This is a genomic window from Rhizobium sp. LjRoot30 (assembly GCF_964253915.1).
Taxonomy (GTDB): Bacteria; Pseudomonadota; Alphaproteobacteria; order Rhizobiales; family Rhizobiaceae; genus Metarhizobium.
In genome coordinates this window covers 201234-222711 of the sequence record NZ_CAXUSG020000005.1, presented here as the reverse complement: position 1 = coordinate 222711, position 21478 = coordinate 201234, and the positions used below count along the sequence as shown (strand labels likewise).

General features: G+C 61.9%; 22 protein-coding genes. 5 read left to right on the top strand and 17 right to left on the bottom strand.

The window, feature by feature from the left end; translation table 11 throughout:
• Positions 1 to 77: 77 nt before the first annotated feature.
• Positions 78 to 647 (bottom strand): GDYXXLXY domain-containing protein, encoded by a 570-nt coding sequence (locus tag ACSQ3I_RS12900; protein WP_435999419.1) that lies wholly within the window; start codon positions 645 to 647, stop codon positions 78 to 80.
• Positions 644 to 1747, bottom strand: coding sequence for a DUF2157 domain-containing protein (locus ACSQ3I_RS12895; protein ID WP_435999417.1), 1104 nt, complete (start codon positions 1745 to 1747; stop codon positions 644 to 646). The genes ACSQ3I_RS12900 and ACSQ3I_RS12895 overlap by 4 nt, the downstream gene beginning before the upstream one ends.
• 714 nt (positions 1748 to 2461) lie before the next feature.
• Between ACSQ3I_RS12895 and ACSQ3I_RS12890 the strand changes: the two genes are divergently transcribed.
• The 4 genes from ACSQ3I_RS12890 to trmFO all read left to right on the top strand — a co-directional run bounded on the left by ACSQ3I_RS12890 (position 2462) and on the right by trmFO (position 5175).
• The gene (locus ACSQ3I_RS12890; protein WP_109459096.1) at positions 2462 to 2608 is read left to right on the top strand and encodes a DUF1127 domain-containing protein; all 147 of its coding nucleotides are present in this window, start codon (positions 2462 to 2464) and stop codon (positions 2606 to 2608) included.
• Positions 2609 to 2903: 295 nt separating this feature from the next.
• Entirely contained in the window at positions 2904 to 3047 is a 144-nt protein-coding gene (locus ACSQ3I_RS12885; RefSeq protein WP_109459097.1) for a DUF1127 domain-containing protein, read from the top strand.
• A gap of 198 nt (positions 3048 to 3245) precedes the next feature.
• Entirely contained in the window at positions 3246 to 3641 is a 396-nt protein-coding gene (locus ACSQ3I_RS12880; protein WP_435999415.1) for a DUF1236 domain-containing protein, read from the top strand.
• Positions 3642 to 3762: 121 nt separating this feature from the next.
• Positions 3763 to 5175: a methylenetetrahydrofolate--tRNA-(uracil(54)-C(5))-methyltransferase (FADH(2)-oxidizing) TrmFO gene (trmFO, locus tag ACSQ3I_RS12875; RefSeq protein WP_435999413.1), complete on the top strand. Its 1413-nt coding sequence runs from the start codon at positions 3763 to 3765 to the stop codon at positions 5173 to 5175.
• Between the two features lie 6 nt (positions 5176 to 5181).
• On the opposite strand, the gene ACSQ3I_RS12870 is transcribed toward trmFO, so the two are convergent.
• From ACSQ3I_RS12870 to yajC, 4 genes are all read right to left on the bottom strand, one after another.
• Positions 5182 to 5640, bottom strand: a complete 459-nt coding sequence (locus ACSQ3I_RS12870; RefSeq protein ID WP_435999412.1) for a hypothetical protein — start codon at positions 5638 to 5640, stop codon at positions 5182 to 5184.
• A 253-nt stretch (positions 5641 to 5893) separates the two neighbouring features.
• A complete protein-coding gene (locus ACSQ3I_RS12865; protein ID WP_435999410.1) occupies positions 5894 to 6748 on the bottom strand; it encodes a phytoene/squalene synthase family protein in 855 nt (284 codons plus the stop codon).
• Between the two features lie 20 nt (positions 6749 to 6768).
• Positions 6769 to 7155 (bottom strand): Mth938-like domain-containing protein, encoded by a 387-nt coding sequence (locus tag ACSQ3I_RS12860; RefSeq protein WP_435999408.1) that lies wholly within the window; start codon positions 7153 to 7155, stop codon positions 6769 to 6771.
• A 35-nt stretch (positions 7156 to 7190) separates the two neighbouring features.
• Complete coding sequence (gene yajC / locus ACSQ3I_RS12855; RefSeq protein ID WP_435999406.1) at positions 7191 to 7541, bottom strand: preprotein translocase subunit YajC; 351 nt, start codon at positions 7539 to 7541, stop codon at positions 7191 to 7193.
• A gap of 218 nt (positions 7542 to 7759) precedes the next feature.
• Here yajC and ACSQ3I_RS12850 point away from each other — a divergent pair, with 218 nt between their 5' ends.
• Positions 7760 to 8626, top strand: coding sequence for an ATP-binding protein (locus tag ACSQ3I_RS12850; protein ID WP_435999405.1), 867 nt, complete (start codon positions 7760 to 7762; stop codon positions 8624 to 8626).
• Between the two features lie 66 nt (positions 8627 to 8692).
• Here ACSQ3I_RS12850 and ACSQ3I_RS12845 read toward each other — a convergent pair whose 3' ends face one another.
• The 11 genes from ACSQ3I_RS12845 to ACSQ3I_RS12795 form a co-directional block, all read right to left on the bottom strand.
• Positions 8693 to 10306 (bottom strand): peptidoglycan DD-metalloendopeptidase family protein, encoded by a 1614-nt coding sequence (locus tag ACSQ3I_RS12845; protein ID WP_435999403.1) that lies wholly within the window; start codon positions 10304 to 10306, stop codon positions 8693 to 8695.
• A gap of 170 nt (positions 10307 to 10476) precedes the next feature.
• The gene (locus ACSQ3I_RS12840) at positions 10477 to 11130 is read right to left on the bottom strand and encodes a protein-L-isoaspartate(D-aspartate) O-methyltransferase (protein ID WP_435999401.1); all 654 of its coding nucleotides are present in this window, start codon (positions 11128 to 11130) and stop codon (positions 10477 to 10479) included.
• Entirely contained in the window at positions 11127 to 11900 is a 774-nt protein-coding gene (gene surE / locus ACSQ3I_RS12835) for a 5'/3'-nucleotidase SurE (protein ID WP_435999399.1), read from the bottom strand. Before surE ends, ACSQ3I_RS12840 begins: the two co-directional genes overlap by 4 nt.
• 19 nt (positions 11901 to 11919) lie before the next feature.
• A complete protein-coding gene (serS, locus tag ACSQ3I_RS12830; protein ID WP_435999398.1) occupies positions 11920 to 13200 on the bottom strand; it encodes a serine--tRNA ligase in 1281 nt (426 codons plus the stop codon).
• Between the two features lie 114 nt (positions 13201 to 13314).
• The gene (tatC, locus tag ACSQ3I_RS12825; RefSeq protein WP_435999396.1) at positions 13315 to 14139 is read right to left on the bottom strand and encodes a twin-arginine translocase subunit TatC; all 825 of its coding nucleotides are present in this window, start codon (positions 14137 to 14139) and stop codon (positions 13315 to 13317) included.
• Entirely contained in the window at positions 14136 to 14720 is a 585-nt protein-coding gene (gene tatB, locus ACSQ3I_RS12820) for a Sec-independent protein translocase protein TatB (RefSeq protein WP_435999668.1), read from the bottom strand. Before tatB ends, tatC begins: the two co-directional genes overlap by 4 nt.
• 54 nt (positions 14721 to 14774) lie before the next feature.
• Complete coding sequence (locus ACSQ3I_RS12815; protein WP_109459111.1) at positions 14775 to 14969, bottom strand: twin-arginine translocase TatA/TatE family subunit; 195 nt, start codon at positions 14967 to 14969, stop codon at positions 14775 to 14777.
• A gap of 220 nt (positions 14970 to 15189) precedes the next feature.
• Positions 15190 to 15912: an SMC-Scp complex subunit ScpB gene (scpB, locus tag ACSQ3I_RS12810; protein WP_435999394.1), complete on the bottom strand. Its 723-nt coding sequence runs from the start codon at positions 15910 to 15912 to the stop codon at positions 15190 to 15192.
• Between the two features lie 3 nt (positions 15913 to 15915).
• The gene (locus ACSQ3I_RS12805; protein WP_435999667.1) at positions 15916 to 16713 is read right to left on the bottom strand and encodes a segregation and condensation protein A; all 798 of its coding nucleotides are present in this window, start codon (positions 16711 to 16713) and stop codon (positions 15916 to 15918) included.
• Between the two features lie 70 nt (positions 16714 to 16783).
• Positions 16784 to 17797 carry a beta-N-acetylhexosaminidase gene (gene nagZ, locus ACSQ3I_RS12800; RefSeq protein WP_435999392.1) on the bottom strand — a complete coding sequence of 338 codons (1014 nt, stop codon included), beginning with the start codon at positions 17795 to 17797 and terminating at the stop codon, positions 16784 to 16786.
• 252 nt (positions 17798 to 18049) lie between these two features.
• Positions 18050 to 21430 carry an SPOR domain-containing protein gene (locus tag ACSQ3I_RS12795; protein ID WP_435999390.1) on the bottom strand — a complete coding sequence of 1127 codons (3381 nt, stop codon included), beginning with the start codon at positions 21428 to 21430 and terminating at the stop codon, positions 18050 to 18052.
• Positions 21431 to 21478 lie beyond the last annotated feature (48 nt).

The window sequence follows — 21478 nt, the reverse complement described above, 5'->3', positions numbered from 1 at the left end:
ATCACCCGTTCGCCCCGGCGCAAAGGAAAAATGAAGCTTGAATGACGGTCAAAAAACCTCTTTTTTGGGCTGCGACGTCAATAAAGCGGCTCATCATAGACCGGCTTGCCATCCATCAGCAGGCTGCGGATCTGCGCTTTGCCGCTAGAGGAGACGCGGGCGGCGATCGTCAGTGCCTGCTCATTGCGGGCTTCTTCAAGCACCTTGCCCTCGCCTTCCGGCACATAGAAACGCTCGATACCATACTGAATCTGCAGGCCGGCCTCGGAGTACGACGGATAGAACTGGAACGGCAAGGTCTTCAGCACGACGTTTCCGTCCGTTGGTTCCAAATGTTCGAAGGATGCTTCCTTGACGATCCAAAACTCGTCCTCTCCCTTGGCAAGCCTTACCCAAAGCACGGCCCTCTCCGCCTCCTTCGGCTGCGGTCCGACGATGGCAGAAGCAGGAATCGTGGAGGCTTCATAGTTGAGGACGACATAATCGCCGCGCAGCAGGTCTCGCGGATCGACCGGCGCCGTCTTCAGGAGAATTTCGGTGCCGGATCGCAGGATCGCCGCGCGGCTGCCGATGATATAGCCGAGAATACCCGTCTGCAGCACGCAGACGGCAAGTGCGGCGAGAAGAATGCGGGAAAACCGGGTCATGCCTTCACCTCCGCCGGCTTGCCGGAAAGACGCTTTTCAAGCTGGATCACCGCCCAGGCCGTGAAGCCGACCACGAGGCCCGAGACGAGGAAGAGGCCCGAGGTGCCGATGATCGAACCGACAGTCACCGACGAGAGATAAAGAAGCTCGCCGGCAAACACGAGGTAGCCGAGGTAGCGGACGACGCCGTTATCCCGCCCGCAGACGACGATCGAGGTGACGGCGGCAATCATCGTCATCACGCCAACCACCAGGCGGCCCAGCGATTCGTCATATTCGGCGTGCAGCAGGCCGAGACCGATCATGCAGAGCAGGCAGGTATAAAAGGCGGGCGCGGCACCGGCGCGCTTCGCCGCCGGATAGAGCGGAGACAGGGGAAGGCCGGCGAGAAGGAAACCGATCGCGCCAATGACGGCAAGCAGAATGGCGGTCGGCACGCTGTCATGGCTGAGATAATACCAGACAAGCCAGGCCATCATCAGCAAATAGGCAAGATGGCGTACCCGATCAGCCTTCGTGTAGTAGACCAGCGCCATGACCACCAGCGCCATGGCCGGCACGACGAGCGCCGGCAGCAGATCCCACTCGAAATCGAAATCGGCGCCGAGAGAGGCGAAATAGCCCCAGGCGAGGAAGCCGGTTATCGCCGCCAGGGCGCCGGAACGGAAGACTGCCGCCGAAAATGCCGAAGCCGCAAACCAGGCCACCATCATATCGGAGGCATCGCCGGAAAGGTGGTACATCTGGCCGATCAGCGACATTGCGCCGCCGAAGGTCATCGTGCCCATGATCAGGCTGGCCGCCGCCAGCCCCTTTCGCCCGCGGGCAAGACACAGCGCCGCGACCCCATGAAAGACCCAGATCAGGCCGACCAGCGTACCGACGCGCACAAGGCGCGGAATAGCCTCCCAGTTCGAAGCAACCAGGAGGAGGATGGCTGCCGATATCAGCACTGCCGCAACGATGATCAAAAACTGGCCGACGCTGAAACTCGACTCGCGTGAATCCAGTTCCTTCAAGAGACTGTCGGCGACCGGACGCGCGATCAATCCCTTCTCGACCCAAAGCCCGAGATCCCTCTCCAACCTGCCGCGATACATTCCAGCCCCTCCGCACGCACGCCGCATCGGCGCCGTCTCAAGAACGCGCCATGCAGGCTTTATATTCGCAGATCGTCGTGCTGTCGCCTGGATCGGCAATGGAAAGCGCCACAACCAGCTGAGCCATGCATTTAACGCAGGACTTCCATGTGTATATTGCGCTGCACAATGCGGGGTAAAATGGCCTATAGTTCTTGTGTCGAACGGCAGCGGAAAGAGCCATGATGGCTCTGCGATCTGCACCTCCGGACAGGGTTCCGGAACGGCAGGCACGTTGCTTCGACAAGCAAGACTTTGACAGCGACAATCGTCGCGAAACGGTTTCGGAGCAGCGCACTCCTCCTCCCAGCGCTTCTCCGATTGGACTGACGGCACTCCTCCTCCCAGTCGTCAGTCAAACAAAACACGCCCACCGGACCTCCTCCCCCGGTGGGCGTTGTTGTTTCTGCCCTCCCATTTCCACACGATGGATCCTGCTCGACAGCATCGCGCCGCCGGACCTTAACGCCGCCTTAACCAGTGTGGCGAACTCCGTCACGAATGCTCATAAAATGGTCAGCAAAAAGGCGAAACACCCGCCATGAAATGCGCGAAACGCATAGGTGACATGTTGCATTGGCTCTTTTTGTTTTTTGCACCGCACCATATATTCCTCTCATCGAATTGAACGGCACCGAAGGGCAGCCGGACACACTGAGGAAAAGGGGTAAGACCATGAACATTGCACGCAGCTTCAATTCTTGGCGCAAGTATCGTCAGACCGTTACCGAACTCGACCGCATGAGCAACCGCGAACTGCACGACCTCGGTATCGACCGTTCCGACATCCGCCGCGTTGCCCGTCAGGCCGTCGGCTTCTGATTATCGCTCCTCCGGCCCTGCCGGAATGGAGTTCGAAAAACGCCCCTGGCACCCGCCTGGGGCGTTTTCGTTTGTGCATCTATTAATCGGCATTAACGGCTGCGGCCGAAATAAGATGCCCAGTTTGCGGCCTCTGGCGATTTTTTGGACATTGCAGTGCACAAACGCATAGCAGTCGCTCGTTTTTTGCACTGCACATTTTTGTTTTACAAGCGTATAAAGTGGTCACTCGCTGATGCGGACAACACCGCAAGCTCAGCAACCCAACAAGTCTGAAAGATTAGAGGAAACCACCATGAACCCGCTTCGTATCGCCAAGAACTGGATCTCCTACCGCCGTACGCTCGCCGAACTCGGCAACCTGTCCAACCAGGCCCTGACCGACATCGGCATCACCCGCTACGATATCCGCAATATCGCTTCCCGTTCGTTTCGCTAATCGCGAAGCTTGAATTCGGGAATGCCCAAAACGGCGCCATGTTGGCGCCGTTTTCGTTTTTTGCCTTCTCGAATTGCAGGTCGGCAGTCTCGAGCGCTCTCCTACCAGACCTCATTTTACCCGGAACAATTCCCTCGCATCGGTGTTTTGCCCCCGTTCTCTCGACAAAATGAAAAGAGTGAAACGAGGAGAAAGACGATGAAGAAGGTAATTTTGGCAAGCGCCGTTGTCGCGCTTGGTGCATTTGCAACCGCAGCCCACGCAGATGATGGCGCCGTGAACGGTGCCGCAGGCGGGGCTGTCACCGGCGCCATTGTCGGCGGCCCTGTCGGTGCGGCCGTTGGCGGCGTCGCTGGTGCCGTGATCGGTTCGGCCATTGACCCGCCGCCGGAACGTGTCGTCACCTATGTCGAAAAACAACCGGCGCAGCGATCCATCGTTGTTGAGCAACCCGTCGTGGTCGGCCATGTCATTCCGCAGGATGTGGTACTGACACCCGTGCCCGAGGATCCGCGTTACGCCTATACGATCGTCAACGAACAACGGGTCATCGTTGATCCGCAGACCTACACCGTCGTGCAGGTCTTGCAATAAATGACGTTGCATCCTGGAAGGCGCCATGCGTGGCGCCTTCCTTGTCACCGGCAGCCAGCTGGGCAGCCGTTTTCACCGGGTGGTGATTGGAACCGGCGGGCCGGCGTGATAAGCAGCCGCCATGACAAACGCATCCTCCTATTCCCCCATCCACATCATCGGCGGCGGCCTCGCCGGCTCGGAAGCAGCCTGGCAGATCGCCGAAGCCGGCATTCCCGTCATCCTGCATGAGATGCGCGGCGTGCGCGGCACCGATGCGCACAAGACTGACGATCTCGCCGAACTCGTCTGCTCGAATTCCTTCCGTTCCGACGATGCCACCAGCAATGCGGTCGGTGTCATCCACGCGGAAATGCGGTTGGCGAACTCGCTGATCATGGCCTGCGCCGATAAGCATCAGGTTCCGGCTGGCGGCGCGCTGGCGGTGGATCGCGACGGGTTTTCGGCTGCCGTGACGGCAGCGATCGGAAACCATCCGCTGATCGAGGTCAGCCGCGAAGAAATCCGCGGCCTGCCGCCGAAGGAATGGGACCTGGCTATCGTCGCCACCGGCCCCCTGACCTCGCCGGATCTGGCTGCGGCCATCCAGGCGGAAACCGGCGCCGATGCCTTGGCATTCTTCGACGCCATTGCGCCGATCGTGTACCGCGACAGCATCAACATGGATATCTGCTGGTATCAGTCGCGCTACGACAAGGTCGGCCCTGGCGGAACGGGACGGGACTATATCAACTGCCCGATGGATGAAACGCAGTATCACGCCTTCATTGATGCGCTGATCGCCGGCGATACCGTCGGCTTCAAGGAGTGGGAAGGCACCCCCTATTTCGACGGCTGCCTGCCGATCGAGGTGATGGCGGAACGCGGCCGCGAAACCCTGCGCCACGGGCCGATGAAGCCGATGGGCCTGACCAACGCGCACAATCCGACAGTCAAGGCCTATGCCGTCGTCCAGCTTCGCCAGGACAATGCGCTTGGCACGCTCTACAACATGGTCGGTTTCCAGACGAAGCTCAAATACGGCGCCCAGGCAGACATCTTCCGAATGATCCCTGGCCTGGAAAACGCCGAATTCGCCCGCCTCGGCGGCCTGCACCGCAATACCTACATCAACTCCCCGACCCTGCTCGACCACTCGCTGACGCTGAAGACGCGGCCCGGCCTGCGGTTTGCCGGCCAGATCACCGGTTGCGAAGGGTATGTGGAAAGTGCCAGCATCGGCCTGCTCGCGGGCCGTTTCGCGGCTGCGGAACGCAAAGGCGAAAGCCTGGCTCTGCCGCCGGCCACCACCGCTCTCGGCTCCCTGCTCGGCCACATCACCGGCGGACACCTGGTTAACGACGAAGAGCCTGGAAAACGCTCGTTCCAGCCGATGAACATCAATTTCGGATTGTTTCCCGAGCTGGAACCCGGTTCGATCGTCAAGCCGGAAGGCGTCAAGCGGTTCCGCGGCAAGGACAAGACGATCATGAAGCGACAGTTGATCTCAAAGCGGGCGCTTGCCGATTGCGCCCGCTGGCTTGGAAAAGCCTGACGCCCGTCAGGATTGGGCGGATGGCCGGGCAAGATCGATCTTGTCGGCCATCGCCACCAGATTGCCGAGCAACCACAGCGAAACCTCGGCAGCATCCTCGGCGGAAGAAAATTCGAACTGGCCGCTATGAACGGGCGTTTCCGTGAACTCGACAATCAGGCCCTTGCCGCTTGCCGTGGGCCGAACGCGCGCCATTCCGGGCTCGATCAGATGGCAGGAATAATGGCCGCGCATGTTGCGCATGAAACCGGCCTTGTTGTCGTGCAGGCGCACGAAAACGGTGTTGCCGTCCTTTGTCGCATGCAGGTCGCGGATCGCTTCGTTCGGGAAAGCACGCCCGAACTCCATGATCGCCAGCCCCATGTCATGCAAATTGTCCTCGGAGGTCTGCTTTGTCATTCGTGTGGTCACGAAAGCAAAGACTACGACGAGAACAACGACCACGCCCCAAGCCACCAGACCCAAATCGCATCTCCTTACAGCCGGCGGCACCTGCGCCGCTCTCGGCGGTCTGATAGCTGCTGAAGCTTGCGCGGATGTGATGGACGCGTCCGCCGGGCCGCCAATGGGCGGCAAGCCGACGGGCGAGCCATGGTTTCATCGCGGAAGGACGAAAATATCTGCAGCTAAACCAAGCGGTTACACATTTTACGGGGAACCGGCGCGCCCTAAAGCAATTCCAGCAAAAGTGCTTCGCGATTTTGCGTCCGGAAATTCTTTAGAATCGCTGGCGGAAGGCAGCTCGCATCAACCGCAATTGCCTCAGCCATTGCGGGGACTGCAGCGAGCGGTCGAATAAGGATGCGCCTGCGCGTTGAGCCTTTCGCAACACCGGTTCCGCCAGTGCGACAGGCAGGAAGGCCGGAAATGTCGAGCGCAAAAGGCTTGCAGCCCGGCGGGCCTTGGCGAGATGATCGAGACCAAGTCCGGCGAAGGCATCGATCGCCGCGGCGATGCGCGCCTTGTCTTCGCCGGCCAGGAATGTGTCGCGGTCAAGCCCCGTGGCAGCCAGCAGATCGAGGGGAACGTAGGTCTGGCCGCGCCGCCGGTGCAGCGGCATGAGCAGCAGCAGGCCGGCGATGGCCTGCGCCACGCCCGCATGTCCGGCCGCCTCGGCCGATTTTGCCGCAGTTTCGGCATCGAGCACCAGGCTCGCCAGCTGGATCAGCGCCGAGGCCGTCTCGCCGGCATAACCTTCGAGCGCGGTGCGATCCTCCATGGGATCGTCGTAGAGGTCGAAGATGCGTGCTTCCGTCATCGCCACGAAGGTTGCGCGCGGCAGGCGATAGCGATCGATCGTCGTCAGAAGGGCTGCGGCGAGCGGATTGGCCTCGCTGGAGCCATGCGCCTGCCCTTCGAGCAGATCTCGCCAATATTGCAGCCGCACCTCGCCGGGCAACGGCTCGCGCACCAGATCACGGATACGGGCAAGTTCGGCACCAAAAGCATAAATCGCGGCGAGCGGGCCGCGCTTGTCCTCCGGCGATAACAGGCAGGCGAGATAACGGTCGCGATCCGTGTCGCGCAACGTCGCCAGGCAGATATCGAAATTGGCTTTCTCGGTGTCGCTCAAGCGATTGCCTTGCCGGATGATCAGACAGCGATCAGCGCGGCGGCGACGGCACGCGCTTCGGACAGCATGATGTTGAATGTCCGCACGGCGGCCCCGGTGCTCATCGGATCGGAAGCGATGCCGCGCGCCTTGAGCGCCGCTTTTAGCGCCGGAGGCAAAATCCGCAGATTGGCACCGGTGCCGACCAACAGCACCTCGATGTCCCCTGCCTCGTCGAGAACACGTTCGAAATGCTCGGTCGTCAACGGCGTGTCGGCGGCCATATCCCAGCCATGGATGCCGGAAGGAAGGCAAAGGATGGAGCCGCGATGCGACATGTCTGCGAAACGGAAACCACCGTTGCCGTAGCTGTCGATCGGCGCGCGGCCGGGAAAATGCGCCGCGCGGATTTCTATGCCCTTTGCCATGAGACCTTACCTGCCCGCTGGAAACTCAGCGGTCCTTATTCCTTGCCGCCCTCGGTCTTGACCGGCTCGCCCTTGACGCGGACTTCACCGATGAAGGCGCGGACGACGCGGATGCGCACGCCTTCGGCGACTTCGACTTCCACTTCCTTGTCGTCGACGACCTTGGTGACCTTGCCGACAATACCGCCAGCCACGACCTGGTCGCCGCGACGAATATTCTTGAGCGTCTCTTCACGCTTCTTGGCCTGGGCACGCTGCGGACGGATCAGCAGGAAGTACCAGACGACCATCAGCGGTACGAAAAGGAACAGCATTTCCAGGCCCGAGCCGAAAGCGGAAGGCGCTGCGCCGGTTGTCGATTGGGCGAATGCCTCGGTGATGAACATGAAAAACTCCTTGAAACTTCTGGAACGACCGGGCTCTGGGCCATCTTTCGTCGGGTGGCCGGAATATAGTTGCGCACAGGGCGAATGCAACAAAAACAGCCGGAGACAGTACCGATTTCCCGCCTCTTAACCTTTTCGACCCCCAAACGCCATGCTACCCGGCTGCAAATTGCCGGGATAAGCCCCGGGGAAACGGTAAATATCGAAGGGAGAGCACCATGGGCCACAAGAGATACGACGCTCTGATCGCTGAAATCCGCCGTCTCACCGATGCCGTCGAGCACCTTGCGGGACCGGCACCAGCGGCAAACGACTGGGCCGTCGCCGATTGTTTCGTCTGGGCGCCGGCGCGCCAACAATTGCAGCCGATCGCCCGCCCCAACCGCGTGGCGCTGTCGCTGATCCGTGGTGTCGACCACGTCCGCGATATCCTGCACGAAAACACCAGCCGTTTCGCAGAAGGTTTCCCGGCCAACAACGTGCTGCTCTGGGGCGCCCGCGGCATGGGCAAGTCCTCGCTGGTCAAGGCGGTGCATGAAGATGTCAGGCGTGAAAGCGGCGTGTCGCTGAAGCTGGTCGAGGTGCATCGCGAGGATATTTCCAGCCTGCCGGTGCTGCTCGACATGCTGAAGACCGTCGATCACCGCGTCATCGTCTTCTGCGACGACCTGTCCTTCGACCATGACGATACCGCCTACAAGTCGCTGAAGGCGGCACTGGACGGCGGCGTCGAGGGCCGGCCGGACAACGTGCTGTTTTATGCCACCTCCAACCGGCGCCACCTGCTGCCGCGCCACATGATGGAAAACGAGCAATCGACCGCCATCAATCCGTCGGAAGCGGTGGAGGAAAAGGTCTCGCTGTCGGATCGCTTCGGCCTCTGGCTCGGCTTCCACAAATGCAGCCAGGACGATTACCTGAAGATGATCGACGGCTACGCCGCCCACTTCAATCTCGGCATCGATCCGGATAAGCTAAAGGCCGAGGCGCTGGAATGGGCAACAACCCGCGGCGGTCGGTCCGGCCGTGTGGCATGGCAATACATCCAGGATCTGGCCGGCCGCCTTCGCGTGCGGATCGGCTGAAACGCCGAAACCCCGCCATCATGACGGGGTTTCGGCATCTTGCGATATGCGGGCCTGAAACCGGTCCTATTCGAGGAACGTCATCGGGTTGACCGGGGTGGCGTTCTTGCGGACCTCGAAGTGCACCTTCGGCGACTTGGCGTTGCCGCTCATGCCGGAGGTCGCCAGTTCCTGGCCACGCGTCACCTTCTGACCACGGGCGACGTTCAGCGCGTCCGCATGGCCGTAGACGGTGACCGTACCGTCGTCGTGGCGCACCAGAACGGTGTTGCCGAGTTCCTTCAACCCGTTGCCGGCATAGATGACCACGCCGTTTTCGGCGGCCTTGATCGGCGTGCCCTCGGGAACCGAGATATCGATACCGTCGTTGCGGTTGCCCTCGACGTTGGCGCCGTAACCGGCAACCACCGCGCCGCGCACCGGCCAGCGGTATTTGCCGATGCCGGTGGTTTCCGGCGCATCCTCGGTAACGTCGCTCTTTTTCTCGACGTCTGCGACGGTCTGCTTGGAAATCGGCGCCTTGTATTCTTCGGGCTGCTTGCCGGTCGAGGCGGTCTCGACCTTCTTGGTGTCGCCCTTCTTGGTTTCCTTGCCGGTCGGGATCGACGCGGTCTTGACGTCGTCGGCGTTGCCGGCGCCAGCCGGAACCTTCAGCGTCTGGCCGATACGCAGCGAAGCCGTGTTCATGCCGTTCGCAGTTTTTAGTTCCTGCACCGAAACACCCGTTGCCTTGGCGATCTTGGCAAGCGAATCGCCAGGCTTGACGACATAAGTGCCGGTGGCTGCCGTCTCTGCTTTGTCGCCCTTCTTCTTGCCGCCATCGGCCGGCGTCAGCTTGCCGTTTGCGGCGTCAGCGGTCGCCTGGGACTTGTCGCGGCTCGACGAGGTGGTCGGCAGCACAGCGACCTGATCCGGGGTCTTTTCCGGAATCGGGATCTTCTTGTCGGTGGGGATATCACCCGCCTCAGCCGTTTCCTTGGCAATGCTGCGCGGCTTGCCATAGGTCGGGATGACGATCTTCTGACCGGGCACGACAGCGGACGCGCTCTTCAGGCCGTTCGCCTGCAGGATTTCCTTCTCCGGCACGCCATACCGCTTCGACAGGGTGGCAACCGACTCGCCCGGCTTCAGCTTGACGCTAGGCGCGTTGAAGGTCGTCCAGCCGCCCTTCGAGGTGGTGCCAGTCGTCAACGGATCGGGCGTGGCCTTTTCCGTCGTCTCCTTCTTGGAGGTCGGGAACGGCTGCGCCAGCGCCACGTCGCGTTCGGACTTGGAGGAATTGCCCTCGGTCGGATCGGCAAGCTCGGAACGCTGGACCTCGACCGGCGTGGTCGCCATGCGCGCTCCGGAGCCATTTGCCGTGGCCGTGCTGATCGGATCGTAGGAGACCTGCCGCTCTTCGGGGAACGGCTGATTCAGCGCCTCATCGCGATTCGACAACGTTTCGCGGCGCGTATTGACGCCTTGCGCAACGTCCTGCGATGGAATGGGGGCTTCACCGTTCAAACCGGTGATGGGACGACGCGGAATGGAGTTCGTCGTGATGTTATCGGACTTGGAAAACAGCCCACCGAAGCGCGAAACATCGGAGCTGCAACCACTTACCGCGCTGGCCAGCAATGCCGCAGCAAGAACACGTACGGCAGACTTTCCGATACCCGGCGATACACTGTTACGCATGAAAACGACCTACTCAATACGCGACTGATACAGGTCTTATTAAAGCGCGTTAGTGTTACCACGCGGTTAAGAGCGCCGGCCCAAACGCCCTATTTTGACAAATTGATAACCATGCGGAATGTGGGAAACCGCTAAAACGCCCCGAAATACCGCTGGTTGCGGGAGAATGCTCACAAGATCGCGGCGAGTTTCGGGACGATCGGCATATAGGGCACCTCGAACAGATCGTCGCGCTCGAAACGGCTGCCGACACGCGTCAGCCGTACCATCCGACAGCTGTCCTCCGACGCCATCAGCGGTGCAATCATCGAGCCGCCGGAAACGAGCTGCTCGACGTAGAAGCGCGGCATGGCCGGAAAGGCGGTGGTGACCAAAATACGGTCGAAGGTCCCCTCGCCCTGCAAACCGACGCTGCCATCGGCGTGCCGGACAATGACATTGCGCAGCGACAGCGCGTCCATGCGCTGCTGTGCATCATTGGTCAGCGTCTTATAGCGATCGATGGTCAGCACGCGTTCGACGATTCGGCCCATGACGGCGGCGGTGAAACCGCTGCCCGTTCCCACCTCCAGGACGCGATGGCCCGGCTTCAGCTTGAGCCGGTCGAGCAGGCGCACCGCCATATCGGCACCTTCCATGAACGCGCCGCAAGGGATCGGCAACGTCCGGCTGGAATAGGCGCTATCGACAAATTCCGGCGGCACGAACTGCGAACGCGGCGTCTGCTCGACCGCCGTCAGCAGGTCGAGATCGGAAATGCCTTCGGCACGCAGCCGCAGCACAAGGGCGGCAAAACCCTCACGTTCTGCGACTCGCGCCGTCAACCCGCAACTCCGGAGCCGAGCGCTTCGGCAAGCCGGTCCTGAACGGCGTAGTCCGTCAGGTCGAGCTTCAGCGGCGTGACCGAGATCTTGTTGTTCTTTATTGCGGCGACGTCCGTGCCGTCGCGGAAATTGCCGACACGCTCGCCGAAACGCAGCCAATAATAGGGGAAACCGCGGCCATCCGCACGCTCTTCGACGGTCAGGGCGAAGTCGGTCTTGCCCTGCGATGTCACGGCAATGCCCTGGATCTCTTCCGGCTTGCAGTTGGGGAAGTTCAGGTTGAGGAAGGTGCCGTCGGGCAGTTCCGTATCCATCACCTGCCGCAGAAGTTTGGGGCCAAAGGTCTCGGCAATCTCCCACGGCACAACACGGCGGCCATCGGCATAGATTGCCGCCTGGCTCAGCGCAATCGAACGAACGCCCTGCAGCGTGCCTTCGATCGCCGCGGCGATGGTCCCGGAATAAGTGACGTCGTCGGCGAGGTTGGAGCCGGAATTCACACCCGAAAGGATGAGGTCCGGCTTGCCGCCCAGGACCTCACGCAGCGCCATGATGACGCAATCGGTCGGCGTGCCCCGCAGCGCATAATGCTTGTCGGAAATCTTCCGGAGCCGCAGCGGTTCGGAGAGCGTCAGCGAGTGAGCAAGCCCGCTCTGGTCGGTTTCCGGCGCGACGATCCAGACATCGTCGGAAATGGTCCGGGCGATGCGCTCCAGCACCGCCAGGCCTTCGGCATGAATGCCGTCGTCATTCGTCAGCAGAATCCGCATCTTGTCCTCGCCGGCGCGTTCAGGCCCGTTCGATTTTCGTCAGTCCGCCCATGTAGGGCAGCAGCACATCCGGCACCGAGACGGAGCCGTCTTCGTTCTGATAGTTTTCCAGGACCGCGATCAGCGCCCGGCCGACGGCGATGCCGGAGCCGTTCAGCGTGTGCACGAACTTCGTCGCCTTGTCGTCCTTGCCGCGATAGCGGGCATTCATGCGCCGCGCCTGGAAATCGCCGCAGACCGAGCAGGACGAGATTTCGCGATAGGTGTCCTGCCCCGGCAGCCACACCTCGATATCGTAGGTCTTGCGGGCGCCAAAACCCATGTCGCCGGTACACAGCGTCATGGTGCGGAAATGCAGGCCGAGCAGTTTCAGCACCTTCTCGGCGCATTCCGTCATGCGTTCGTGTTCTGCTATCGAGCTTTCCGCGTCGGTGATCGACACGAGTTCGCATTTCCAGAACTGGTGCTGGCGCAGCATGCCGCGCGTATCGCGCCCGGCCGAACCGGCTTCCGAACGGAAGGACGGCGTCAGCGCCGTAAAGCGCAGCGGCAGCTTGTCCTGTTCGAGGATTTCGCCGGAGACCAGATTGGTGAGCGTCACTTCCGCAGTCGGGATCAACCAGCGACCATCGGTGGTCTTGAAGAGATCTTCGGAGAATTTCGGCAGCTGGCCGGTGCCGTACATCGCTTCGTCGCGCACCATCAGCGGCGAGCTGACCTCGGTATAACCATGCTCGCGCGTGTGAAGGTCGAGCATGAACTGGCCGAGTGCACGCTCGAGCCGGGCCAATCCACCGGTCAGAACCGTGAAACGGGCTCCCGACAGCTTTGCCGCCCGGTCGAAATCCATCAAGCCCAGGGCTTCGCCGATTTCGTAATGTTCCTTCGCCGGATGGTTCCAGCCGGGCTTCTGGCCGACAACATGCTTGACGACATTGTCGTGCTCGTCCTTGCCGACAGGCACGTCGTCCAGCGGGATGTTGGGAAGGCGCGACAGGACGTCGGTCAATTCGGCATTGATCAGCCGCTCTTCTTCTTCAGCCGCCGGCAGGGAGGTCTTCATCTCGGCCACTTCGGCCTTGAGCTTTTCGGCCAGTTCCGAATTCTTCTGCGCCATGGCGGCGCCGATTTCCTTGGAGGCCGAATTGCGGCGGGACTGAATGTCCTGCAGCCGCTGGATCACCGCGCGACGCTTCTCGTCCAGCGCGATCAGGCTTTCCGACTGTGCGTCCGCACCGCGCTTCTTCAGCGCGGCGTCGAAGGCCTCGGCATTGTCGCGGATCCATTTGATATCGTGCATCGTCGTCCCCGGTCGTTGAATTCACGCAAACCGACCGAGGTGTGACCAGACCCTGTGCCGGCGAAGTCCGCCGTCATCAGGAGCACGAAAGTGCGACAACGGCATGAGCCGGCGTCAGGCGTCGCCGGCATTTACGACGTCGGAAGATCGTTCGTCACCGGCGACCTGACGGGCCCGGTTGCGTTCGATGACTCGCGCCGCATAGATGGAAATCTCGTAGAGAAGGATCGCCGGCAGTGCAAGGCCGATCTGGGACATCGGATCGGGCGGCGTCAAAACGGCCGCGACGACGAAGGCGATGACGATCGCATACTTGCGTTTCCCCGCCAGCCCGTCGGCCGTGACAAAACCGACCCGCGCCAGAAGCGTGGTCACCACCGGCAGCTGGAACACCAGGCCGAAGGAGAAGACCAGCGTCATGATCAGGCTCAGATATTCGGAGACCTTCGGCATCAGCGAGATCGCCACCTCGCCTTCCGCCGGCGCCTGCTGCATGGCGAGGAAGAACCACATCACCATCGGCGTGAAGAAGAAGTAGACGAGCGCGCCGCCCAGCAGGAACAGCAGCGGCGAAGCGATCAGGAACGGCAGGAATGCCGCCCGTTCGTTCTTGTAGAGGCCGGGTGCCACGAACTTGTAGATCTGCGCCGCGATCACCGGGAAGGCGATGACCATGGCGCCGAACATCGCCACCTTCACCTGGGTGAAGAAGAATTCCTGCGGCGCGGTGTAGATCAGTTCCGATTTTGCAACATCGAGCCCCGCCCAGAGCACCGCCCACTTATAGGGGATGACCAGGTAGTTGAAGAGCTGCTTGGCAAAAGCAAAACAGAGAATGAAGGCGAGGAAGAATGCTGCCAGCGCCCAGATCAGCCGGCGGCGCAGCTCGATAAGGTGCTCGATCAGCGGCTGCGGCTTGTCGTCGATATCGTTGGTCATGCCGCGCCGTCCTTCTTGTCAGTCGCAACGGCCGGCTCGGATACCGGCGAAGATCCTGCCGAAACAGGCTTTTCGGCCGAAGCCACGGCAGATGATGCTGCCGTCGCCGAGCCATTCTCCGCGGCAGCAACCGATGCGGAAGCGGCTGCGGTTTCCACAGTGGTTGCCGGAGAAACGACGGGAGGTTGCGCCAGCGCCGTATCGATTTCCGGCAGGGTAACGGACCCGGACGAAGCCTCGGCCGTCGCCTTGGTTTCCGAAACGGCCGGCGTTTCCACGGTCGCGGCCCGCTGAAGGTCGGCCTTGATCTCGTTTGCTGTCTGGCGCAGAGGATTGATAGCATCACGAATGCTATTCATCGGGTTGAGCTTCTGCGCATCCCCGATGGTCTTGCGGACATCGTCGAGCTCCGCCTCTTTCAAGGCTTCGTCGAACTGCGAGCGGAATTCGCCCGCCATCGCCCGCAATCGTGTCGTCATCTTGCCGAACGCGCGCAGCATCGGCGGCAAATCTTTGGGACCGACCACAACGATCAGAACGACCGCTATGACCAAAAGCTCGGTCCAGCCAACATCCAACATCACTCAGGCTCCAGAAGTCATCGCGGCTGGTGATCAGCCGCGCCAGACCGGGCGTTACGACTTGCTTTCATCAGCCTTGTGATCGACCGTCTTCGCTTGATCGCGAGCTTCTTCGTCGGTCATGCCTTTCTTGAAGTTCTTGATGCCCTTGGCGACATCACCCATCAGCTCCGGAATTTTGCCGCGGCCGAACAACAGCAGGACGATCGCCAAAACGATCAGCCAGTGCCACATGCTGAAAGAACCCATAACTCGTTACTCCCTGTTTTCACGTCGTATCGATGTAAGACGTTTACACATTTTTTTCAAACACCAAATGCCCGCAGCCTTAATGCGCCAACGGGAATGCGTAAACGCGGTGGATATCTCTCCACGGATACGGTCCACGGCCAACGTCTTTACGGTAACGGTACTTCATGCCGCTTCATAGCAGCGCTATCCGCCGGTATTATGGCCAAGAAAACGTCGGCTATTCGTCGCCCGGTCCGCCTGGCGGCAGCAGGCCAAGCTCCTCGAGATCCATCTGCGTGATCGGATCCTCATCCTCGGCAAAATCGTCCTGCGTCAACGGCACGGGGATGTTGAACCCCGGCGGGATACGGCCGGACAACAATCCGGCGCCCTTGAGTTCTTCCAGGCCCGGCAGGTCACGGACATCCTCGAGGCCGAAATGATCGAGGAAATCGCGGGTCGTACCGAGAGTGACCGGCCGTCCCGGCGTGCGCCGCCGCCCGCGAAACCGCACCCAGCCCGCCTCCATCAGAACGTCAAGCGTACCCCGCGACGTCTGAACGCCACGAATATCCTCGATCTCCGCCCGCGTCACCGGCTGGTGATAGGCAACGATCGCCAGAACCTCCAGCGCCGCCCGCGAAAGCTTGCGGAACTCGGTATCGTCGGCCCGAATAAAGAAGGACAGGTCCGGGGCAGTGCGAAACGCCCAATGATCGCCCACCTGAACGAGATTGACGCCCCGGAGGGCATAAAACGCCTTCAGACGGAGCAGGATCGCCCTGACATCGACACCCTTGGCGACCCTTTCGGCAATGAAACTTTCAGAAACCGGTTGCGCCGAAGCAAAGATCAGGGCTTCGGCGATGCGTTCCGCCTCGGCCGCATTGCGTTCCGCGGCCTCGTCCTTTTCCGGACCGGTCGACGCAAGGTCGCCAGTCTCCTCACCCAGATCGCTCACGCCTTACTCCCGTTCCGCACTGGTATCGCGCTTCTGGCCGCGGCGCATGTAGAGCGGCTCGAATGCGCCGTCCTGGCGGATCTCCAGTTGCCCTTCGCGTACCATCTCCAGCGATGCCGCAAAAGCCGACGCAATCGCCGTGGCGCGCTCGCGTGGCGAGGAAAGATAACGCAGCAGATAACGGTCGAGCGCCATCCAGTCGTCCGTCTCGCCGAGCATCCGCGACAAGATATCGCGGGCTTCCGCCAGCGACCAGACCTGCCGCTTCTCGATGGTCACCGCCGTCACGGCGTGACGCTGGCGCAGGGCGGCATAGGCCGTCAGCAGATCGTAGAGATTGGCCTCGTAGGCCGATTGCCGCGTGTCGGGAATATGTTCCGGCGCACCGCGCGGGAAAACGTCGCGACCGAGCCGGCTGCGGTTGACCAGTTGCGTCGCGGCGTTGCGCATCGCCTCCAAACGCTTCAGGCGGAAGGCGAGCGTCGCCGCCATCTCTTCACCGGACGGGCCGTCATCCTTTGCCTGCTGCGGGATCAGCAGCCGCGACTTGAGATAGGCGAGCCAGGCGGCCATGACCAGATAGTCGGCGGCAAGCTCGATGCGGATGCGCCGGGCGCTTTCGACGAACTGCAGATATTGCTCGGCGAGCGCCAGCACGGAAATCCGCGACAGGTCGACCCGCTGGTTGCGGGCAAGGTGAAGCAGCAGGTCGAGCGGGCCTTCGAAACCGGCGACATCGATCACCAGTCCCTGTTCGCCGGTGGCGCGTTCGGCAGCCCCTTCCTGCCAGAGGCTGTCCATCGGCGCGCCGGCTGCCCGTTCCTTGCCTCTCTTCTTACTCACGCCGCAGAACTCCCGAACATCCGACCGTTCAAACTATCGCAAAGAGCGCCTCGAATTCGGCCCGGACTGCCGTCTCGTCCAGCCCGTCGGCCTTGCCGAATGCCGCTTCCACTGCCTTGGCCCGCGCAAGCGACGCACCCGCCAGCGGCGGGACGTTGGCGACGACCTGTTTCATTTCATCCATCGCACCGTTGCAATGCAAGACAATATCACAGCCGCCGGCGACAATATTGGCGGCCCGCTCGCCGATCGTGCCTTTCAGCGCGTTCATCGAGGTGTCGTCCGACATCAGCAGCCCCTGGAAGCCGATATGGCCACGGATGATCTCATCGATGACGATCCTGGACGTCGTCGCCGGATTGTCGGGATCGATGGCGGTGTAGACGACGTGGCAGGTCATCGCCATCAGTTCGTCCTTCAGCGCCACGAAGGGCGCAAAATCATGCGCCTCCAGCTCTGCGCGGCTTGCGCCGACCACCGGCAGTTCATGATGCGAATCGGCCATGCCGCGGCCATGGCCCGGCATGTGTTTCATCACCGGCAGCACGCCGCCAGCCTTCAGCCCTTCCGAAGCCGCCTGCCCCATCTCCGTCACCGTCACCGGCTCGAAACCGTAGGCGCGGTTGCCGATGACGTTGCTGCTACCCTCGACGGGCACGTCGAGCACCGGCAGACAATCGACGTTGATGCCGAACCGCAGGAGATCGAAGGCGTGCAGGCGCGACATCAGCCATGCGGCCCGCAGGCCCGCCTCTCTGTTCTGCCGGTAGAGGTCACCCAGCGCCTGCCCCGACGGATAGTGCGGCAGGACCGGCGGGCGGATGCGCTGTACGCGACCGCCCTCCTGGTCGATCAGCACCGGCGCATCACGGCCGACGCTGTTGCGCAGCGCGGAAACAAGATCGGCGATCTGCGCCGGTTCGGAAACGTTGCGTCCGAAAAGGATGAACCCCCAGGGCTGCTCGTCGCGATAGAAGGCGATTTCGTCCGGCGTCAGCGTCAGGCCGCTGCAGCCCAGGATCATGGCTTTCGATTGGCTCATTGTTCTACTCTGCGGAATGGAAGTTGGGGCAGTTTGTGAACGACGACGGCGTCCCCGTCTGCCGCCGTTTTTTGGACGAACCGCCTCTCCCACCCACGTCATCCTCGGGCTCGTCCCGAGGATCCGCCCACGCCTTCCAAGCAATCGACCATCGAGGATTTATCTGATGTGCTTGGATCCTCGGGCCAAGCCCGAGGATGACGCTGGAGAGTTTTTCGGATGCTGTCGGCAGTGCGAACGGCAGACCGACGGTTACTTCGAGATCAGGCAGGTACCGCCGGCGCTGCGATACTTGACGCAAAGTGCTGCCGCATCGTCCTTCGAGCCGACAGGGATGCGGACGCGGTAGAACGTACCCTTGCCCGCAACCTCGACCTTCTTGATATCGACACCCCGGCCGCCGATCACGCCGCCGAACTTCGACGACAGGCTGGCATAGGATTTCTTCGCTTCCGCTTCAGACGGCAGCGAGGCGATCTGCATCACATAGGAACCAGGCTGCACGGCGGCGACCTGCGTCTGCTGCGAGGTATCCGCCGCCGTCGCCGTCTCGTTGCTCGACTCACGCACATTCCCCTGATCGGTCACCGTGCCGACGATGTTCACCGGCTGGTCAACCGGACGGCTTTCCGGGATCGGCGCCTTGTCGTCGACCTTGGTGTTATCGACCTGGGTCTCGTCGATCTTGGTGGTCTTGACGACCCGCACCGGCGGATCCGCAAGACCATCGGTCGTCGTCTCGGCCGTCACCGGAGTGGCGGCGTCCTGTCCGGTTGCCGCGGCATCCTGTGCCGTTTCGACCGGCGTCTGCGTGACCGGCTTCATGTTGTCGAGATTGAGGTTGGCGCTGCGGGTGGTTCCGGTCGGCTCAGCCAGAACGGAACGTTCCGTCGTGTCGGTCGCAGCCGCGGTTTCTTCCACAACCGTCTCGCGCGGCACCAGCGTGCCATCCGACTTGACGATCATGGTGCGCACCTTGCGCGGCGAGACGCCGGCAGTCGCGTCCGTCTCGGCGGTCGTATCCGTGGCAGTCTCGTTGCCAAGAAGCCGGGCATCCTCGGTCTCGCCGACAGGCGTCGGGCTGACGTCATCGCTGTCTTCGGCTCCTTCGAGCGGCAGCGTTTCCGGGATAAGGGTCCGCTGCACCACGTCGATCGGCTCTTCCTTGGAGGAGAGCAGCGAATCCTGCTTCGGGTCTTCGACCACATTGCCAGCGACGCGGTCGTAAACCGCCTTGTCCTGGTTGGGAACGGTGACGCCGCCGCGGTTTTCCGGAACAACCTTGATCGGATCCTTGTCGGCGACGATGACACGCGGCCCGGTCAGGGCCGTCGTTGTTTCGCTTCCGCCTGACAGGTAGAGATAGGCGCCGGCACCGACTGCGGTACCGCAGACGAGGAGCAGCGCGAGGCTGAGAACCAGCCCGCGGGAAAGGCCGCGGCGCGGACCACGCTCGACATAACCGCCATTCGGCCCGAGCGTCATCTTGGCAACGCTGGAATCCTCTTCGGCCGGCTGCGTCAACGTGCGGCGGAAATCCTCCTCCAGCGCCCGTTCGAATTCATCGAACTCGTCAAACGACGCCTTGACCGGATCCGGGTTTGCATCGGCGGGGGCCGCTGCCCAGGCCGGATTGGCAAAACCGCCCTCGCTGACCGGAACGGTCTTTGCCGCTGCCGCCGGGGCATGACCGATGGGCTGGAACAGATTGGCCATTTCGGCATCGATATCGATGTCGTATTCCGGCGTATGAACGACCTTCTCCTCCGGTTCGACGACCGGCAGCGAAGGCACTTCCATGTCGGCAATCGCTTCGGGAATATCTTCCGCATCCGCAATCTGCGAGGGATCGAACGGCAGGACGGCCTCGCTGTCCGGTTCGACACGCGGCTCGGCATGGCGGGCCACGGGTTGCCGCATCGGCGTCTCGGAGAGATCGGTAATCTTGGTCGTCACCCGGAATGGCACAACCGGCTCTGCCGCACGGCCGCGGGTTTCCGCCTGCCTGATCTCGGCGACCGGCTTGACCTCTTCGGCGGGCTTCTGCACTGCCGGCGCAAGCGTCTCGGGATCGTCGAAACTCAGGTCAGCCAGATCGAACTCGATGTCGTCAAAATCGAAATCGAAATTCTGGTCGGCGAATGGATCATCGAAAGCCGGCTCTGCCCGCTTGTCCGCAACCGACACCTGTTGCGTATCCGGGGCACGCAGGGTGGCAACCGGCTCGGATCGACGCTCTTCGGAGCGGTCCAGCTTTTCGGTATGTTTCGCCTCGGCCTTGTCCTCGTCGCCGAACAGCGGTGAAAGGCGTTGATTGGGAACCGGATAACGGGCGACATCGGCCAGCAGGTCGTCGGCATCGAAGGGATCGGCACGCTTGGCCGAAGCCGTTTCCCGAACCTCGACCGCCTCCGCGCCGAGTGACTCGGGCCAGCTGTCCTGCGGCGCACGCTCCGCCGTCAGATCGGCATCGATGGCGAAATCGAACATCGGGTCGGCAAGAGAACCGGGCTCTTCAAACGTCGGCTCGATCGAACCGGCAAAACTCGACTCTGCAACGGCGCGTGCCGGGGCCTCGTCGGCAAGCCTGTCGAATTCGACGGCCGGCATCTCCGCCGCCATCATGTCCAAGGCATCGCCAGCAACGACCTCGTCGACTGCCGGCGCGCGCGGCTCGGCACGATAGTTGCTGCGTTGAACGCTGAAATTGGTCACCGGAAGATGGGGGCGCAGTTGCGCCTTCACCTGGAAGGAGGGCTCGGGTTCAATAGCCGGGATCGGCGCCAAAGCGGCACTTTCGATCGCCATTTCCAGTTCCTGGGCGAGATCGAAATGCTCTTCCGCATGCTCGAAAACCGGCTCGGCCCGCGAAAAAGTCGGCTCGACGGCCGACGTGACCGGCTCCTCGGCCGCAAAAACCTGCGGGGCATCACTGACAGGCCACGAAAAGTCCGTGTCCTGCACATTGTCTTCGCGCGCTTCGGAAACGACGGCAGGCTGCTCGAAAGCCTCAACCTGTTCGGCGGCGACAGCGATGCCAGACTCTACGGCAGCAATCGGTTCGGCGGAAAAGGCCACCGGCTCCGGCGCATCGAACGGCTCGGCGTCGGCAAACATCGACGCGAACTCGCTGTCGTCGATCAGGTCGCCGTCGGTGATTTCGTCCTGAGAATGGGGCTGCGGCGTTTCGAAAACGGGTTCCGTCCGCTCAACAGCCTCGAAAGTGACGGGCGATGCGTTTTCGACCGCCGCCACTGCAGTGTCGGCAAAGGCCGGCTCCGGCAGAACCTCGTCGGCCGGCGCCAGGGCCTCGTCCACGGCAACATAGGGCTCTTCGACAACGACAGAGGTCTCCCGGCGGGGCGCCTCGTATCGTTCGAATTCGCGCGTGAGTTCGTCTTCGAGATTGAAGAGCGGGTGCTGGGGTTGCTCAACCGCCCGCTCCGGCGCCACTTCAACCACCGCCGCTACCGGCGGTGGGACAACGGCGACGCGCGAATCGCGCTTCTGGTCGTTTGCAGCAACCGGCTTCGGCTCGAAACCAACGATACGGGCGAGTTCTGCAAGCGGATCATCCTCCGCAAAGAACTCCAGGCTATTGCCCCCGCTACGCGCGAATTGTTTTTCTGCCATACGCTCCACTCACCACCGACAAGGACTGACTGCCAGCGCATTGTGGGG

Coding starts and splice junctions, on each gene's coding strand:
- ACSQ3I_RS12900 (WP_435999419.1), bottom strand. CDS start 647: ATGACCCGGTTTTCCCGCATTCTTCTCGCCGCACTTGCCGTCTGCGTG.
- ACSQ3I_RS12895 (WP_435999417.1), bottom strand. CDS start 1,747: ATGTATCGCGGCAGGTTGGAGAGGGATCTCGGGCTTTGGGTCGAGAAG.
- ACSQ3I_RS12890 (WP_109459096.1), top strand. CDS start 2,462: ATGAACATTGCACGCAGCTTCAATTCTTGGCGCAAGTATCGTCAGACC.
- ACSQ3I_RS12885 (WP_109459097.1), top strand. CDS start 2,904: ATGAACCCGCTTCGTATCGCCAAGAACTGGATCTCCTACCGCCGTACG.
- ACSQ3I_RS12880 (WP_435999415.1), top strand. CDS start 3,246: ATGAAGAAGGTAATTTTGGCAAGCGCCGTTGTCGCGCTTGGTGCATTT.
- trmFO (WP_435999413.1), top strand. CDS start 3,763: ATGACAAACGCATCCTCCTATTCCCCCATCCACATCATCGGCGGCGGC.
- ACSQ3I_RS12860 (WP_435999408.1), bottom strand. CDS start 7,155: ATGGCAAAGGGCATAGAAATCCGCGCGGCGCATTTTCCCGGCCGCGCG.
- yajC (WP_435999406.1), bottom strand. CDS start 7,541: ATGTTCATCACCGAGGCATTCGCCCAATCGACAACCGGCGCAGCGCCT.
- ACSQ3I_RS12850 (WP_435999405.1), top strand. CDS start 7,760: ATGGGCCACAAGAGATACGACGCTCTGATCGCTGAAATCCGCCGTCTC.
- ACSQ3I_RS12845 (WP_435999403.1), bottom strand. CDS start 10,306: ATGCGTAACAGTGTATCGCCGGGTATCGGAAAGTCTGCCGTACGTGTT.
- surE (WP_435999399.1), bottom strand. CDS start 11,900: ATGCGGATTCTGCTGACGAATGACGACGGCATTCATGCCGAAGGCCTG.
- serS (WP_435999398.1), bottom strand. CDS start 13,200: ATGCACGATATCAAATGGATCCGCGACAATGCCGAGGCCTTCGACGCC.
- tatC (WP_435999396.1), bottom strand. CDS start 14,139: ATGACCAACGATATCGACGACAAGCCGCAGCCGCTGATCGAGCACCTT.
- tatB (WP_435999668.1), bottom strand. CDS start 14,720: ATGTTGGATGTTGGCTGGACCGAGCTTTTGGTCATAGCGGTCGTTCTG.
- ACSQ3I_RS12815 (WP_109459111.1), bottom strand. CDS start 14,969: ATGGGTTCTTTCAGCATGTGGCACTGGCTGATCGTTTTGGCGATCGTC.
- ACSQ3I_RS12805 (WP_435999667.1), bottom strand. CDS start 16,713: ATGGACAGCCTCTGGCAGGAAGGGGCTGCCGAACGCGCCACCGGCGAA.
- nagZ (WP_435999392.1), bottom strand. CDS start 17,797: ATGAGCCAATCGAAAGCCATGATCCTGGGCTGCAGCGGCCTGACGCTG.
- ACSQ3I_RS12795 (WP_435999390.1), bottom strand. CDS start 21,430: ATGGCAGAAAAACAATTCGCGCGTAGCGGGGGCAATAGCCTGGAGTTC.